Origin of the sequence: Mesorhizobium sp. CU3 (genome assembly GCF_006442965.1) — a bacterium.
In the GTDB taxonomy this organism is placed as follows: Bacteria; Pseudomonadota; Alphaproteobacteria; order Rhizobiales; family Rhizobiaceae; genus Mesorhizobium.
Genome location: NZ_VFWX01000025.1, coordinates 1 through 14145, shown reverse-complemented (window position 1 = coordinate 14145; position 14145 = coordinate 1). Strand labels below are relative to the sequence as shown.

17 protein-coding genes are annotated in these 14145 nt (G+C 65.0%); 5 read left to right on the top strand and 12 right to left on the bottom strand.

Annotated features, from left to right (window positions below):
- Nucleotides 1–157 precede the first annotated feature (157 nt).
- From FJ988_RS28575 to FJ988_RS28555, 5 genes are all read right to left on the bottom strand, one after another.
- Nucleotides 158–403 (bottom strand): MoaD/ThiS family protein, encoded by a 246-nt coding sequence (locus tag FJ988_RS28575; RefSeq protein WP_140822357.1) that lies wholly within the window; start codon nucleotides 401–403, stop codon nucleotides 158–160.
- Between the two features lie 78 nt (nucleotides 404–481).
- Nucleotides 482–2746 (bottom strand): xanthine dehydrogenase family protein molybdopterin-binding subunit, encoded by a 2265-nt coding sequence (locus FJ988_RS28570; RefSeq protein WP_140822355.1) that lies wholly within the window; start codon nucleotides 2744–2746, stop codon nucleotides 482–484.
- A 1-nt stretch (nucleotide 2747) separates the two neighbouring features.
- Nucleotides 2748–3224, bottom strand: coding sequence for a (2Fe-2S)-binding protein (locus tag FJ988_RS28565; RefSeq protein ID WP_140822353.1), 477 nt, complete (start codon nucleotides 3222–3224; stop codon nucleotides 2748–2750).
- Nucleotides 3224–4084, bottom strand: coding sequence for a xanthine dehydrogenase family protein subunit M (locus FJ988_RS28560; RefSeq protein ID WP_140822351.1), 861 nt, complete (start codon nucleotides 4082–4084; stop codon nucleotides 3224–3226). Before FJ988_RS28560 ends, FJ988_RS28565 begins: the two co-directional genes overlap by 1 nt.
- 354 nt (nucleotides 4085–4438) lie before the next feature.
- The gene (locus FJ988_RS28555) at nucleotides 4439–4876 is read right to left on the bottom strand and encodes a hypothetical protein (protein WP_246688687.1); all 438 of its coding nucleotides are present in this window, start codon (nucleotides 4874–4876) and stop codon (nucleotides 4439–4441) included.
- Between the two features lie 180 nt (nucleotides 4877–5056).
- Between FJ988_RS28555 and FJ988_RS28550 the strand changes: the two genes are divergently transcribed.
- Complete coding sequence (locus FJ988_RS28550; RefSeq protein WP_140822349.1) at nucleotides 5057–5326, top strand: DUF982 domain-containing protein; 270 nt, start codon at nucleotides 5057–5059, stop codon at nucleotides 5324–5326.
- Between the two features lie 58 nt (nucleotides 5327–5384).
- On the opposite strand, the gene FJ988_RS28545 is transcribed toward FJ988_RS28550, so the two are convergent.
- Complete coding sequence (locus FJ988_RS28545; RefSeq protein ID WP_140822347.1) at nucleotides 5385–6284, bottom strand: LysR family transcriptional regulator; 900 nt, start codon at nucleotides 6282–6284, stop codon at nucleotides 5385–5387.
- 165 nt (nucleotides 6285–6449) lie between these two features.
- Here FJ988_RS28545 and FJ988_RS28540 point away from each other — a divergent pair, with 165 nt between their 5' ends.
- Together FJ988_RS28540 and FJ988_RS28535 are read left to right on the top strand one after the other, a co-directional pair.
- On the top strand, nucleotides 6450–7526 hold the full coding sequence (locus tag FJ988_RS28540) for a class I SAM-dependent methyltransferase (protein ID WP_140822345.1): 1077 nt from the start codon (nucleotides 6450–6452) through the stop codon (nucleotides 7524–7526).
- 85 nt (nucleotides 7527–7611) lie between these two features.
- Complete coding sequence (locus FJ988_RS28535) at nucleotides 7612–7911, top strand: putative quinol monooxygenase (protein WP_140822343.1); 300 nt, start codon at nucleotides 7612–7614, stop codon at nucleotides 7909–7911.
- A gap of 7 nt (nucleotides 7912–7918) precedes the next feature.
- Here the strand turns inward: FJ988_RS28535 and FJ988_RS28530 are convergent, their stop codons facing one another.
- Entirely contained in the window at nucleotides 7919–9067 is a 1149-nt protein-coding gene (locus FJ988_RS28530) for an amidohydrolase (protein ID WP_140822341.1), read from the bottom strand.
- Nucleotides 9068–9093: 26 nt separating this feature from the next.
- Nucleotides 9094–9513, bottom strand: coding sequence for a hypothetical protein (locus FJ988_RS28525; protein WP_140822339.1), 420 nt, complete (start codon nucleotides 9511–9513; stop codon nucleotides 9094–9096).
- A gap of 384 nt (nucleotides 9514–9897) precedes the next feature.
- On the opposite strand from FJ988_RS28525, the gene FJ988_RS28520 reads away from it, so the two are divergent.
- Together FJ988_RS28520 and FJ988_RS28510 are read left to right on the top strand one after the other, a co-directional pair.
- Nucleotides 9898–10797, top strand: a complete 900-nt coding sequence (locus FJ988_RS28520) for an alpha/beta hydrolase (RefSeq protein ID WP_140822337.1) — start codon at nucleotides 9898–9900, stop codon at nucleotides 10795–10797.
- Nucleotides 10798–11104: 307 nt separating this feature from the next.
- Nucleotides 11105–11755 (top strand): glutathione S-transferase family protein, encoded by a 651-nt coding sequence (locus FJ988_RS28510; RefSeq protein ID WP_140822335.1) that lies wholly within the window; start codon nucleotides 11105–11107, stop codon nucleotides 11753–11755.
- Nucleotides 11756–11798: 43 nt separating this feature from the next.
- Here FJ988_RS28510 and FJ988_RS28505 read toward each other — a convergent pair whose 3' ends face one another.
- The 4 genes from FJ988_RS28505 to FJ988_RS30970 form a co-directional block, all read right to left on the bottom strand.
- Complete coding sequence (locus FJ988_RS28505; RefSeq protein ID WP_140822333.1) at nucleotides 11799–12242, bottom strand: hypothetical protein; 444 nt, start codon at nucleotides 12240–12242, stop codon at nucleotides 11799–11801.
- A 155-nt stretch (nucleotides 12243–12397) separates the two neighbouring features.
- Nucleotides 12398–12934, bottom strand: coding sequence for a hypothetical protein (locus tag FJ988_RS28500; RefSeq protein WP_140822331.1), 537 nt, complete (start codon nucleotides 12932–12934; stop codon nucleotides 12398–12400).
- Entirely contained in the window at nucleotides 12931–13764 is an 834-nt protein-coding gene (locus FJ988_RS28495; protein WP_140822329.1) for an SPFH domain-containing protein, read from the bottom strand. Before FJ988_RS28495 ends, FJ988_RS28500 begins: the two co-directional genes overlap by 4 nt.
- Before the next feature lie 104 nt (nucleotides 13765–13868).
- Nucleotides 13869–14145: hypothetical protein (locus tag FJ988_RS30970; RefSeq protein WP_210242789.1), on the bottom strand; the 277-nt coding region annotated here is incomplete at its 5' end.

The window sequence follows — 14145 nt, the reverse complement described above, 5'->3', positions numbered from 1 at the left end:
CGTGAGGCGCTTGTTGGCGCCGCTGGCAATCTCACTGCCGAGGGGCATGTCGCTGGTAGCCGCCGCCATCAAGCTGCCTGGGTCGTGAAGTCTAGCATTCCCAAAAGACCCGCTAAGGGTTCAAGTCGGCGCACTGGGACTAAGCATCGCCCCCCACTCACCCACCAGCCAACCGCGGCAGCAAAAAAATCTCCGCCCCCTCCGGCAACCGCTTCCCCCACGTATCGCGATAAATCACCCCGTCGATCGAGACGGCGATACCCTTCTCGATCCAGGGCTCCAGCGCGGGATACTGTTCAGCCAGTTTCCTGAACAGCTCTCGGATATCCTTGGCCTCGACCTCGACCTTGCTTCGGCCTCCGGCAAGCTGGCCGAGCGCACCCCACAATGTCACCTCGACCATGGGCTCGTCACTCGGCCATTGCGCCAGACCCTCATAGGGCCGTGGCGTCAGCTGACAACCGCTGCGCGCTTCTCAGCATTACCCTTTCCGTTCCGCCTCGATCGCCGCCAGGATCCGCGGCGGCGACATCGGGATGTGCGTCATGCGCACCCCTGCCGCATTGGACACCGCGTTGGCGATCGCTGCCAGCGGCGGCACGATCGAGGTTTCGCCGACGCCGCGCACGCCATAGGGGTGGTTGGGGTTGGGGATTTCCAGGATCTGCGTGTCGATCATCGGCAGGTCGGAGCAGACGGGGATGCGGTAGTCGAGGAAGCCGGGGTTCTGCAGCCGCCCGTCCTTGCCGTAGATATACTCCTCGTTGAGCGCCCAGCCGATGCCTTGCGCAGCACCGCCCTGGTACTGGCCCTCGACATAGGTCGGGTGCACCGCCTTGCCGGCGTCCTGCACCACCGTGTAGCGGATCACGCGGGTGGCGCCGGTCTGGGGGTCGACCTCGATGTCGCAGATATGGGTGGCGAAGGACACGCCCGCGCCGTCGGCGACCAGCTCGCTATGGCCGGCGATCGGCCCGCCGGTCTTGCCGGATTGCGCCGCGATCTCCTTCAGGGACAACGGTGACAGGTTGCCGTATTTCTCGCCCTTGGCGATGGCGTGGCCCTTTTCCCAGATCACGTCGTCCACCGGCACGTCCCACATCTGCGCCGCGCGATCGCGCAGGATCTTGATCGCGTTGCGGGCGGCCGAGATGGTCGCCATCGAGGAGGAGAAGGTGCCGCGGCTGCCGTCGGTCATGTCGTTGTAGCCGAGCGAGGAGGTGTCGGCGACGATCGCCTTGAGCTGGCTATAGTCGATGCCGAGCTCCTCCGCCGCCACCAGCGACAGCGAGGCGCGCGATCCGCCCACATCCACCGTGCCGACGGCCAGCGACACCGAGCCGTCCATGCCGATGTTGAGGTCTACGCAGGTCTGGCCGCCGAAATTGAACCAGAAGCCGCAGGCCATGCCGCGCCCCTGGTTTGCCTTCAGTGGAGCCTTCATGTGCGGATGGTTTTTTGCTGCCTCCAGCGTCGGGCCGATGCCGATCGGGCCGTAGACCGGGCCGTAGGAGGAGCGGGTGCCTTCCTGCGCGGCGTTCTTGATGCGGAATTCGACCGGATCGATGCCGATCTCCTTGGCGAGCTCGTCGATGGCGCTTTCCACCGCGAAGGCCGCCATCGGCGCCGAGGGCGCGCGATAGGCCGCGGTCTTCGGCCGGTTGACCAGCACCTCGTAGCCGACCGTCTTGACGTTATCGAGCTTGTAGCAGGCAAACGCCGTCATCGCGCCGATCTCGGCCCAGGTGCCGGCATAGGGGCCGCTGGTGTAGCGCAGCGTCGCTTCCGCCGCGGTGATCGTGCCGTCCTTGCGGGCGCCGATCTTGACGTCGATCGAAGTGGCGCTGGTCGGGCCTGAGGCGCGAAAAACCTCGTCGCGGGTCATGACCAGCTTTACCGGACGTCCGGCCTTGCGGGACAGCGCCAGCGCCACCGGCTCGGCCCAGACATGGGTCTTGCCGCCGAAGCCGCCGCCGATCTCGGAGGAGGTGACGCGCAGTTTTGAAGCTTCCAGCCCGAGCAACTGAGCGCAATGCTGGCGGTAGACGAAATGGCCCTGCGTGCACACCCAGAGCTCCGCCGTGCCGTCGAGATTGACGCTCGCAACGCAGGCATGCGGCTCGATATAGCCCTGATGCGTCTGCTCGGTCTTGAAGGAGCGCTCGATGATGTGGTCGGCGTGCCCAAAGCCCTGGTGGACGTCGCCATGGCCGAACTGGCTGCGCTTGGTGACGTTGGAAGGCTTTACCGGCTTTTCCTCGAGCCCTTCGGTGAAGGTCGCCTCGTTGATCAGCGGCGCGTGATGCTGCATCGCCTCGTCGACGTCGGTGACGTGCGGCAGCACCTCGTAGTCGACCTCGATCAGCTTCAGCGCCTGGCGCGCCGTGCGGGCATCGACGGCCGCCACGGCGGCCACCGCATGGCCGTCATAGAGCGCCTTGGTGCGCGCCATGCAATTGTCGAGGACGTCGTACATGCCGGCGTCGCCGTCGGTGAGGTCGGGCAGATCTTTGGCCGTGATCACCGCCTTCACGCCCGAAAGCTTTTCGGCCTTCGAGGTGTCGATCTTCTTGATGATGGCGTGCGCATGCGGGCTGCGCAGCACGCGGCCGACCAACTGTCCGGCCATGTTGAAGTCGGCGCCGTAGCGGGCGCGTCCCGTGACCTTGTCGACGCCGTCGGGGCGGACCGGCCTTGTGCCGACGGAGGCGAATTTACGGCCTGAAAAGCGCGGATCGAAATTCATCTCAGGCTCCCTTCATCATGGTGGCCGCGTCCTGGACGGCGCGCACGATCTTGTCATAGCCGGTGCAGCGGCACAGATTGCCGGCCAGCCCGAAGCGGATTTCTTCCTCGGTGGGCGAGGGGTTCTTTTCCAACAGGTCCTTGGCCGCGATCAGGAAGCCGGGCGTGCAGATGCCGCATTGAAGCGCCGCATGCTCCAGGAACTTCTGCTGCAGCGGGTGCAACTGTTCGCCATGCGCCATGCCTTCGATGGTCTCGACCTTGCGGCCCTCGGCCTCGGCGCCGAGCACCAGGCAGGAGCAGACGAGACGGCCGTCGACGATGACGCTGCAGGCGCCGCAGTCGCCGGTGCCGCAGCCTTCCTTGGCGCCGGTCAGACCGAGCCGATCGCGCAGCACGTCGAGCAGCGTCTCGTCGGGTTGGCAGAGATATTCGACGCCGTCGCCGTTGATCGTCGTGGAAACCGCTATGCCGGCCATCATTTGCCTCCTGCGCGCTTGTAGGCGGTGGCGGCGACGCGTTGCGCCAGCACGCCTGCGACTTTTCGTCTGAATTCGATGGTGCCGCGCTTGTCGTCGATCGGACGGCAGGCGCCTGAACAGATTTTCGCCAGCCGCTCCAGCGTGCCGTCGTCCAGCGTGCGGCCGATCAGCGCTTCCGCCGCTTCCTCGACCAGAAGCACCGTCGGCGCCGCGGCACCGAGCGCCACACGGGCGGTCTTGATTATACCCTTGTCGTCCAGCGTCAAATTGATGCCGGCGCTGACCACGGCGATGTCCATCTCGGTGCGCGGAATGAAGCGCAGATAGGCGTCGCCCGCATGGGCAGGGCGCTTGTCGAGCAGGATCGCCTCGATGATCTCGCCCTTGGCGAGTGAGGTGCGGCCCGGCCCGGTCGGCACGGTCTCGACGGCGATAGTTCGCTTGCCCGAGGGCCCGGCAACCACCGCCTTGGCGCCGGCCGCCACCAGCGCCGGCACGCTGTCGGCGGCCGGTGAGGCGTTGCAGAGATTACCGGTTATCGTACAACGGCCTTGCACCTGCTTGGAACCGATCAGCTTCGCCGCTTCGACGACGCCCGGCCAGGCCTTTTTCAGCGCCGCATGCTCGCCCAGCACCGCGCAGGGCACGGCGGCGCCGATCCTGAACCCGTCCGCCGTCTCGGTGATGTCGCTAAAGCCGCCGATGCGCTTGATGTCGACGATCAATTCCGGCTCGACGAAGCCGCCCTTCATTCTGACCAGAAGGTCGCTGCCGCCGGCCAGGATCGCGGCTGGCCCAACCGCCTTGGCGAGCTCGCCAACGGCATCTTCGATTGAAAGCGGACGTATGTAACGCATCGTCTCCCCTTGATATCAGCAATGGCGCCGGCCGTTATGAGGGGCCGGGTGATAGCGACCGTTATAAAGCCTCTGGTTATAATGACCACCCGCTTCGTGTCCCGCCGCGATTGGGCCAGAGGCGCCAACGAGCGGGCCAGGAGAAGCGCGGCGCGTCCAGCGGTGTGCGGGTTTGAGCCAGGCAATGTCTGGCTCGCGCCCCCCCTCGAAGGCGCGAGCCAGCCGGATCGGTGTGAGAGGTAAGAGGCCCTGACACCGAGCCTGTTCGGTCGGACATGTTGCCCGTGCATCAGGGCGATGTGTCAATCGCCGCAAGGTCCTAGATATTTGGGGCTATCAAGCGCGGTCGTTGCGCTACTGCTGGCGCGCCAACCTGCCGGCGACCGCTAGAACCATTCTTCCTATCGCAATGCCGACCAGGCCTGCCACGGCCTTCAGCAGCGCATCGTGGAGCCTCGCGTGACGGCCCGGATCGATCGCCTGCAGCAGTTCCAACACGCCAGCCACGGCGCAGACAAAAAGCATCGTCTGCATCAGGCGGGCGGGGTATCCCAGCGCCAAGGCCAGCCCTAACAGGACATAGGCCAGCGCGCGCTCCATATTCGCACCGCCCATGTGCGGGCGCATCTCGATGGGAGAGAGCGTTGCAAAGATGATCGAGGCAAGCAGAGCGAGCGCGGCAAGACGGGAGATCGATCTCATCGCGCGCTCATACAAGCGCCAAGCCGGCATAACAATATGGACATCGAGCGGCCGTGCAGGCGAAAGCTCAACAGTTGGTAGAGTGGCCACGGCCGGCCTCTCCATTCGGTTGCGCCGCTGCAACCAAACGGCTGAATTGAGGGGTAGCCTCCCCAGGGAGCATCTTAAGCGGGCCAGAGATGGTCCTCGGCCCGGCTGCTCGGCGTTCCCCATGCGGGCTCGCGCAGTCGGGCCACCCGTCATACGAAACCAAGAGCACGGGGGGCAGCGTTGAAAGTCATATCCTTTTCCCATCCGGTCAATGTGTTCGTCGGGCTTGGCTTCCCGTATGAGATTTCGTCGTTGATCGAAGCTTGCCAGGTCCTGGACGAGTGGTCGGGCAGCCGTACGTCAACCCACGCAGCCACCTCCGCCGCCTGTCGGGCCGCGCTGGCGGGCAAGAGCGATGTGGAGTCGGCGCGGCTTGCCTTCGAAGCTTTCGCGCGTGCCGGAGGCATCCTTGCGCCGGATGCGCCGGGGCCGCTGGCGATACCCGGCTGACCGAACTGGTCTTGGGCTCGATTGCTGTCGTAAACGGTGGCTTCTGCGAAGCTTGGCGTCAGTTCGCCCCGTTGTCCGGCGCCAGTTCCCAGTCATACGCCATCACCGCCTTGGCAAAGGCCGAGATGGCGGGCGATGGCAGGCGATCGGCGACCGAGACCAGCGATACTTCGCGCACGATCTCGGGATCGACGACCAGCCGGTGGCACACGCCCGGCTGGCTGGCCGAGAATTCGGCGATGAAGCACACGCCCATGCCGGCCGCCACCATGGCCAGGATCCAGTCCTCGCGCTCGCTGCGATAGGCGCTCTTGATCTCGAAGCCGAGGTTTTGGCAGAGCGCATCGATGTGATTGCCATATTCGCAATTGATGCGCTCGAGATAAGGCTCGCTCTGCACATCGCTGAGCTGCAGCGTGTTGCGCGTCTCGAACGGATGCCCGGTCGAGAAGGCGAGCCCGAAGCGCTCGGCATAGACCGGCTCGGCCTTCAGCCTGTGGTCGAAGGGCTGCGGCCGCGCCAGAAGCGCGATGTCCAGCTTGCCCTGCAACAGAAGCGCGCTCAGATGATCGGCCGCGCCCTCGATCACCGTCACCTCGATGCCGGGATAGCGCTCGCGAAAGGTGTTGAGGAAACCGATGAAGCGCAGCGGCCCGATGGTGCACATGACGCCCAGCGTCACCGGCGCCGTTTCCAGCGACAGGAAGTTTTTCGCCGTGCGCTTGGCATGCTCGGAGCGCTGCAGGATCTCATCGAGATGGCTGCGCATCAGCCGGCCGAAATCACTGAGCTGGACATGGCCCTTGTCGCGGTGGAAAAGCATTCCGCCAAGCTCCGCTTCCAGCTTCTGGATGGCGCGTGTCAGCGCCGGCTGGGTGACGTGGACCTGATCGGCCGCGCGGCGGAAGTTGAGCGTCTGGCAGGCTGCCAGGAAGTACCGGATTTCGTGCATTTCCATGGAACACCCCGCTTGGCCCTGATGTCCGGCATGCATCGCCGCAATGAGAAGTCGGCATTAGCGGCGCTCCCTATCCTTAGGTAAACTTTCCCCACTGTCCATGGCGGGCCGCCCCGGCGGTGGATCGCCTTGGATTTCCGTGGGATCGAGCCGGAGGAAAAAGCCATGCTGGACCGCAATCGACAAAAGCAGCCCGACCAGGAGAAGCTCGAGGCGCTGCTGGGAAAAATGGTCGGCGATCTCGGCGCCATCACCACCGGCGCCGCCGTGCTTCTGGGCGACAGGCTGGGCCTGTTCGCGGCCTTGAGCGAGGGCGGCAAGATGACCGCGGGACAGCTCGCGAAAAGGACCGGCACGCAGGAGCGGCTGGTGCGCGAATGGCTCTCGGCCCAGGCGGCGGCCGGCTATGTCGAATATGACGAGGCCGCCGACAGTTTCTATCTCAGCCCCGAGCAGGAGCAGGTCTTCGTCAACGAGGACAGCCCCGCCTTCATGGCCGGCGCCTTCGAGGTCGTCTCGACGCTGTGGCTGGACGAGGAGAAGGTGCGCCAGGCGTTCCGCACCGGCAAGGGGCTGGGCTGGCACGACCACAGCGCCTGCCTGTTCCGCGGCACCGAGCGCTTCTTTCGCCCCGGCTACAACGCCAACCTGATCGGCGCCTGGCTGCCGGCACTCGACGGCGTCGTCGACAGGCTGGAAGCGGGCATCGACGTCGCCGATGTCGGCTGCGGCCATGGCGCCTCGACGGTACTGATGGCCAAGGCCTATCCCAATTCGCGCTTCACCGGCTTCGACTATCACGCGCCCTCGATCGAGCGCGCGCGGGCCGCGGCGAAGGAAGCGGGCGTTGCCGCAAACACGCGCTTCGAGGTGGCGGCGGCCAAGGATTTTCCCGGCAGCTACGATCTCGTCGCCTTCTTCGACTGTCTGCACGACATGGGCGATCCGGAGGGAGCGGCCCGGCACGTCCACAAGGCGCTGAAGCCGGACGGCACCTGGATGATCGTCGAGCCCTTCGCGCAGGACCAACTGTCCGGCAATCTCAATCCCGTCGGCCGCATCTACTACGCCGCCTCGACCTTCATTTGCACGCCCGCCTCGCTGTCGCAGGAAGTCGGGTTGGGGCTCGGCGCCCAGGCCGGCGAAGCCAGGCTGCGCAAGGTGGTCACTGGCGGCGGCTTCAAACGCTTCCGCCGCGCCGCCGAAACGCCGTTCAACATGGTGCTGGAAGCCCGGCCCTAAGAGGCGGCCAATGGGCCTGTCCTTAAAAGGCGGGCTGAAAGCCCTCCTTAGTCGGCCGATCAACATTCGCAATCAGGAGAAAGACATGACCGCCTACAATGTCGTCCGGTTCCGCACCAGGCCCGGCAAGGAACAGGCCTTCATCGATGCCCACAAGAAGGCCAAGCTGGACGTCAAGGGCTTCCGCAAGTTCGCGCTGATCAGAACCGGCGAGCGGACCTTCTGCGTCGTCGGCGAATGGAACGACATGGACAGCCTGGCGGCGGCGCGGCCGCAGATGATCGGCCTGCTCGATACCATGCGCGACATGCTGGAGGATCTTGGCGGCGATCTGGGCGTGACCGATCCGGTATCCGGCACGGTGGTTGTCGAGATCGCGGGCTGACGGCCGATCAGCCCAAGAGATTACGCGCGGCGCGCATGAAAATGCGCGAGCCGACCGGGATCAGATCGTCCGGAAAGTCATAGTCGGGATTGTGCAGCGCCGGGTATTTTTCGCCAGCGCCGAGGAAGAACATCGCCGATTTGGCGTTGTGGCCGAAGATGCCGAAATCCTCCGAGGCGCGCATCGGCAGCGCCGCCTCACTGCGCACCACACCTTCCTCGTCGAGCGCGCGGTTGAGGTGCTCGACAGCATCGGGCGCATTGACGCTGGCGACGAAGATCTCGTGACAGTCGAAAGCGACCGTAAGACCATGCTTCACTGCTATGCTTGCCGCCAGCGCTTCGGCGGAGGCGACCAGTTCGGCCATGCGCTCGTCGCGCCGCGTGCGCAGCGTCGCCCACACCTGTGCATGCGCCGGCGCGATGCCGAACACGGCTTCGCCCATCTCGCAATGCGTCACCGTCACCATGCCGAAATCGTCGTCGGCGAAGGTGCCACGGCCGAGCGCGGGCAGGGCCGGCATCAACGCGCTTATCGCCGGCATCGGCGAGATGCCGGTCTCGGGCATCGAGGAATGCGCGGTCTTGCCTTCGAAGATGATACGCATGCCGCGCGAGGCGCAGTTGACCACGCCCTCCTTGAGCCGCACCTCGCCGAACGGCACGCCGGGCAGATTGTGCAGCGAGAAGGCGAAGTCCGGCTGGATCTGCGAAAAACGCGGATCGGCGACGACGCCGGCGGCGCCATTGCCGGTCTCCTCCGCCGGCTGGAACATCAGCACCACGCGTCCGCGCGCCGGCCGCTCGCGCCCGAACTGGCGGCCGAGCGCCGCCAGGATCGCGGTGTGCCCGTCATGCCCGCACATATGCGACTTGCCCGGCACTTGCGAAGCATGCTCGACGCCCGAAAGCTCCTCGATCGGCAGCGCGTCGAGCTCCGAGCGGAACAGAACCGTCGGCCCGTCCCGGCCGCTGTCATAGACCGCCGCCACGCCATGCCCGCCGAGCTCGGTCAGCACCTTGTCCGGCCCCGTGTCGGCAAGGAAGGCGACCACCTCCTTCGCCGTCTTCTCCTCCTCGTTGGAAATCTCCGGCTGCCGATGCAGCTTGCGCCGCCATTCGGTGAGCTCGACGAGGTCGCGGTTGGTGAGGGTCATGGGTGGGCTCCGGTTGGCGCTGCCAATCACACAAACACGATAGGGTTTTTCTCGCGCCGTGCCATGCCGATCAATTCGGATAGGCAATCGGCGAATTCGCGAACCCATTCGTCGGGACTGGATTCGATCAGCTTCAATTCGCGTTCGAGTTCGGCGAAGCTCGGCTCCTCGATCGCATCTCCGCTGTGGCTGCCGGAATAGAGGACGATCCGTTCCAGAGCCGACCCGTCGCCCAAATGGCCGGCAATCGTTTCTCGAAGTGCGGCGACGTGCATGATGTTTCCGACCCGCCATGAGCGGGCCGTGACGGCGTCCCAGTCGAGATTCATTCCCTCGGGATCGATGACCCAGCATTCGCCTGTCATAGGCTCTCGTTGAAAGCTATATTCGGGGAATTCGCGCTCCATCGTCGAGACACTTTTGAAAACTGCTATGTCGAGGCCCATGCCGCTCCTCCCGCCGAGCCGGAGCCATCTTTACATTCGGCGCCGTCGGAAGGTCAAACCTGACGCGGGCCGAGCCGAACCGTCCGGCCATTGCCGGAGATAATCGCCGCGTTTCGGAACGTACGCACCGAGGAGCGGTCACCGCTGGACTGGGCGGAAGCGAAGAAGAACCTGGCCAAGCCGCTTCAGGATCTCGGCAGGCGCCAAAGCGCGTCGCCGAGGCCGGCGGAGCCCTCCCTGCCTTGATCCAGCAACTCGACGACGGTCCAGGAAACGCGATAGGTTTTCCATCAGCAATTGCATAAAAACAAAGAGATCGAGCGGAGTTTTCGCGAGCGGTGAGCCGCTCCACCCCGCTAGCTGACTTTGAACTGAGGAAAGCAAATGAGCGACGCGGAGGAACAGCTCGATCTGACGGAGATTGCCGCCATCCGCGCCTTGTTGGCGTCGAGGCCGCGTCCGGTGGGCTGGGCCGAACGGCGGGCGCGGCTCGACGAGGTCGGCTCGTCGTGGCCGGTTGCGGGCGATATAAGATGCGAGCCAGTGGTCTTCGACGGCCTTGCCGCTGAGTGGTCCCTGGCGCCTGGAAGCGTCGCGGACAAAGTGCTGCTCTTCTTCCACGGTGGCGGCTACTGCTCCGGCTCGATCACGAGCCATCGTCGAATGGTGACCGAGGCTGGCCGGGCAATGGGATTGCGCACGCTGGCGATCGACTATCGACGCGCGCCGGAACATCCATTTCCCGCGCAGCACGAAGACGCGCTCGCGGCTTGGCGCTTCCTTGCCCGGCAAGGCGTCGCGCCGGATCGTATCGTGGTCGGCGGAGACAGCGCGGGCGGCAATCTCAGCCTGTCGCTGGTCGGCCGGTTGCGCGCGGCGGGCGAACGGTTGCCGCACTGTCTTTGGCTGGTCTCGCCCTGGACGGACCTCTCGATGTCCGGGGCGACCCTGGCAACCAGGGAAGCGATCGATCCCATCATTCACCGCGCCTATCTGGAGGAACTGGCGCGCGCCTATCTCCCTCGTGATTTTGACCGCCGCGATCCGCTGATCTCGCCCTTATATGCAGATTTGCGCGGTTTTCCTCCAATGCTGATCCAGGTCGGCTCCGCCGAGACGCTGCTATCGGATGCGACACGGCTCGCCGAGGTCGCCGGCGCGGCCGACGTCAAGGTTCGCCTCGAGATCTGGCCGCATATGATCCACGCCTGGCCAGTCTGGAATGCGCAATTGAGTGCCGGTCGCCGTGCCCTTGCGAGCGCCGGCAACTTTGTCCGCGACTAACGATAAGGCATTGGCAGCGGGATCGTGCATGTCATCGATCTGTGGCCAACTTGATCTGTGGCAGGTCGCGGCTGATCGGGCGGAATACAGGTCGCGAGCGGCCGGATGCGCCGGCGCCCCTCGGCAGGCGACCAGCATGCGCTTGGCGCCAGTCGCTTTGGCGCCCGGGCTTTGCTTAGCTTGGACAAGTGACTTCAGGTAGGGCGCTCGAAAATAGCGGGCCGCATTGTCGGAACCGCCGCCGCTCGTCCGTCCTTGGTATGAATGGCGCAAGCCGTCGGCAGCATACCCAACCCGGAGCCTCCCAATGACCCCTACCATCACCGCCTTCGAACGTTCGCCCGATCGCGGCAGGGGGCAGTCGCGCGACATGCGTGTTCGCTGGGCGCTGGAGGAGGTGGGTCAGCCTTACGATGTGCGCCTGGTTTCGTTTGCAGCGATGAAGCAGCCGGCGCATCTGGCGCTTCAGCCTTTCGGCCAGATTCCGACCTATGAGGAGGACGGCCTCGTCCTGTTCGAGACGGGCGCGATTGTCCTGCATATCGCTGAGCGCCACGCCGGTCTCCTGCCGGACGATGCAAACGCCCGGGCGCGAGCCATCAGCTGGATGTTCTGCGCGGTCAACACCATCGAGGGGCCGATCCTCGAACTGCAGACTGCAAAATTCGCGGAGGCCAACGAAAGCTGGACCGAGCAGCGCTTGCCGATGGTCAAGAATCGCATCCGCCACAGGTTGGGTCAGCTTTCCACCTGCATCGGCGACGCTGAATGGCTCGACGGCGCCTTCAGCGCCGGCGATCTCATGATGGTCACGGTGCTGCGCAGGCTGACCATCTCCGGCCTGCTCGACGAATATCCGAACCTCGCCGCCTATGTCGCGCGCGGCGAGGCGCGGCCGGCTTTCCAACGCGCCTTCGACGCGCAGTTCGCGGTGTTCGAAGCTTCGGAAGAAAAATGAGGACAGTCGGCGCGATGCGCCGACCGTCTGAACAAAGGACGGCTTACCGCTTCAGCGCGATACTGATGCCACTGAGATCGGCATTGACCTGCAGGCCGACCTGCCGGCCCGTAAGCTCGAGCTGAGCGCCCTTGTCGTTGGTCATGATGATCACTTGGGCGCCCTTGCCGATGGCGCCACCGCCGCCGGCAGCGCCATAGACGCCGGTCACGTCGCTGGCGCGACGAATATGGGTTACCCTGCCCTGGAAATAGGTCTTGGACGCGCCGAAGGCCAGCCCGCCCGAAACGCCGCCGACCGAGATCGGATAGCGTTTGCCATGGAAGGTCAGCGTGCCTTCGCCGCCGGAGCCGCCGATGAAGAAGGCCGCCTTGTAGACGGAAAAGCGGATCGTGCCCGAGTCGGCATGCGCGGCGCTGGCCATGCCGACGCTGGCGGCGGCGATCGCGGCGAAGGCGACGGAACGGAATCCGGACGAAATCTTCATGATGGCAACTCCTCAAGATGGCCGCTTGCCCGGTCGTCCAGGCAGGTCAGCGTAAACAATTCTGGCCCGTCATTGGTTCCAGAAACACGGACCGATTCCGACTGCGGAAAGCCTTGAGTCGGATGTCGGACATGGAATGCTTCGTCGCCCCGATCTCAAGACAAGAATGTTTGCCGGTCGCGTAACGTAGCCGTGATCGCGGCAATGCCGTTCTCGATCTCACGCTTGTTGGCCAGGATCGCGTCGCCGGCGGTGCCTTCGAGCATCGAGCGCAAAAGCTCCGCCTGGCCGACGAGCACCGCATCCTTCTCGGCAAGTGCGGCGAGCGTGTTGCCTTCCTGCCGGTAGCGCTGGTTCATGCGGTCGTTCTCCGGCACCGGCTGATGGCGGATCTGCCCTTCCAGCGCGCCGACCTCGCGCCCCAGCCGCTCCAGCGCCTGGGCGTTGGCGACGACGGCCGGGTCGGGGAACGGATTGGCCCGCGTCGGCGGGGCGATGTTGTCGCGGCGGTAGCGGCTCTCGGCGTCGTCGATAGCCCCCCGTGCCCGCCCGAGCAGCGAGCACGCCATCTGGCGCACCCGCTGGTCGTCGGCGCGGAACTGGTTTTCCTGCCGGTAGAAATTGTAGCCATAGCCGTAGAACAGGTTGATCCCGACCTGCGCGAGCGGGCCCGCCTCGTAGAAGCGGCTCATCTGGTCGCCCCCACCTCGTCGCCGAGCGGGTAGAAACCGGTCGGCTGGCCGCCGATCTGGAAGGGCACGCCGGCCGCTGCGTTGGGCGCCGAGACCAGGCCCTTGTCCGCCATGCGAAGCGCCAGATAATAGCGCACCGCCTCGATGGGAGTGAGCCCGATCGCCTGCAGCGAGATCAGCTCGCGCATGCGCTCGTCGCGCGGCATGATCAGCACCTTGAGGTCGTTGAGCATGATGCCGTAAACCGCGAGGAAATCGGTGAGATGCGCCTTCACCGCCTCGCGCACATCGCTGATGCGCTCGTTGACGTTCTCCATCTTGGTGATTTGGATGATCTGATTGATCGCCTGCTCGATGGCCGGCCCCGCATAATCGGCGATTTCCTTGGTGTCGATCACTGCGCCGGCGAACGGCATGTGGGTGATGAGGTCGAGCGCCTCTTCCTTGCTGTCGATGTGGATGTAGTAGTCCACGACATAGGACATCTCCGCCATCTCGGCGCTGGTCGCGACGCCCTCGTTGCGCACCAAAAGCTTCGAGCGGTTGATGTAGATGACCTCGTAGACCCAGGGCGAGGAGCCGCCGAAGAAGCCCTGCACCACCGAGCCGACCAGCGGCTTGTCCGGCGTCTGCAGCGCATATTGCCCGGTCTCGTAGACGTTGAGCACCGCGCCGCGCGACTTCAGGATGCAGAAATGGTTGCTTTCCACCGTCAGCAGCGAGCCCGAAACGATGCTCTCGTCGACGATCTTCATCGCCACTGTCCTGGTGCCGAGCGCGTCCGTGCCGTCGCGCTGCAGCGACGTGATGACCTGTCTGGTGATTGCCATTTTCTTCCCTCGCTTGGTTGGAGGCTCGCCCCGCGCGCGCCTCATGGATTTACGATGCAAAACAGATGGTTGGAGCGGATAGGCGATTCAGAAGAAGAGCCGCGCTAGCGCGGCGAGCAGAGGCCCTTGCCTCTGAAGGATTGCTCGAGCCGAGCGGTGCGGTCGCTGCGCTGCCGGAAGCCGCTGTCGCCGTCGAGCAGATATCTTGTCCGCCGCTTGTCGCGCGCCGACGGCGCCGTCCTTGCCGACGAAACCGCTCGCACGATCTTTTCTATCGCCTCGTTGGGCGGGGGGCGGGATGCAGCCTCGGTCCTGGGATCCTGGATCGCCCGGCTGACGGCCTGCTCGATGAAGTCCCGACCCTTGTCGCCGAACAGGTTC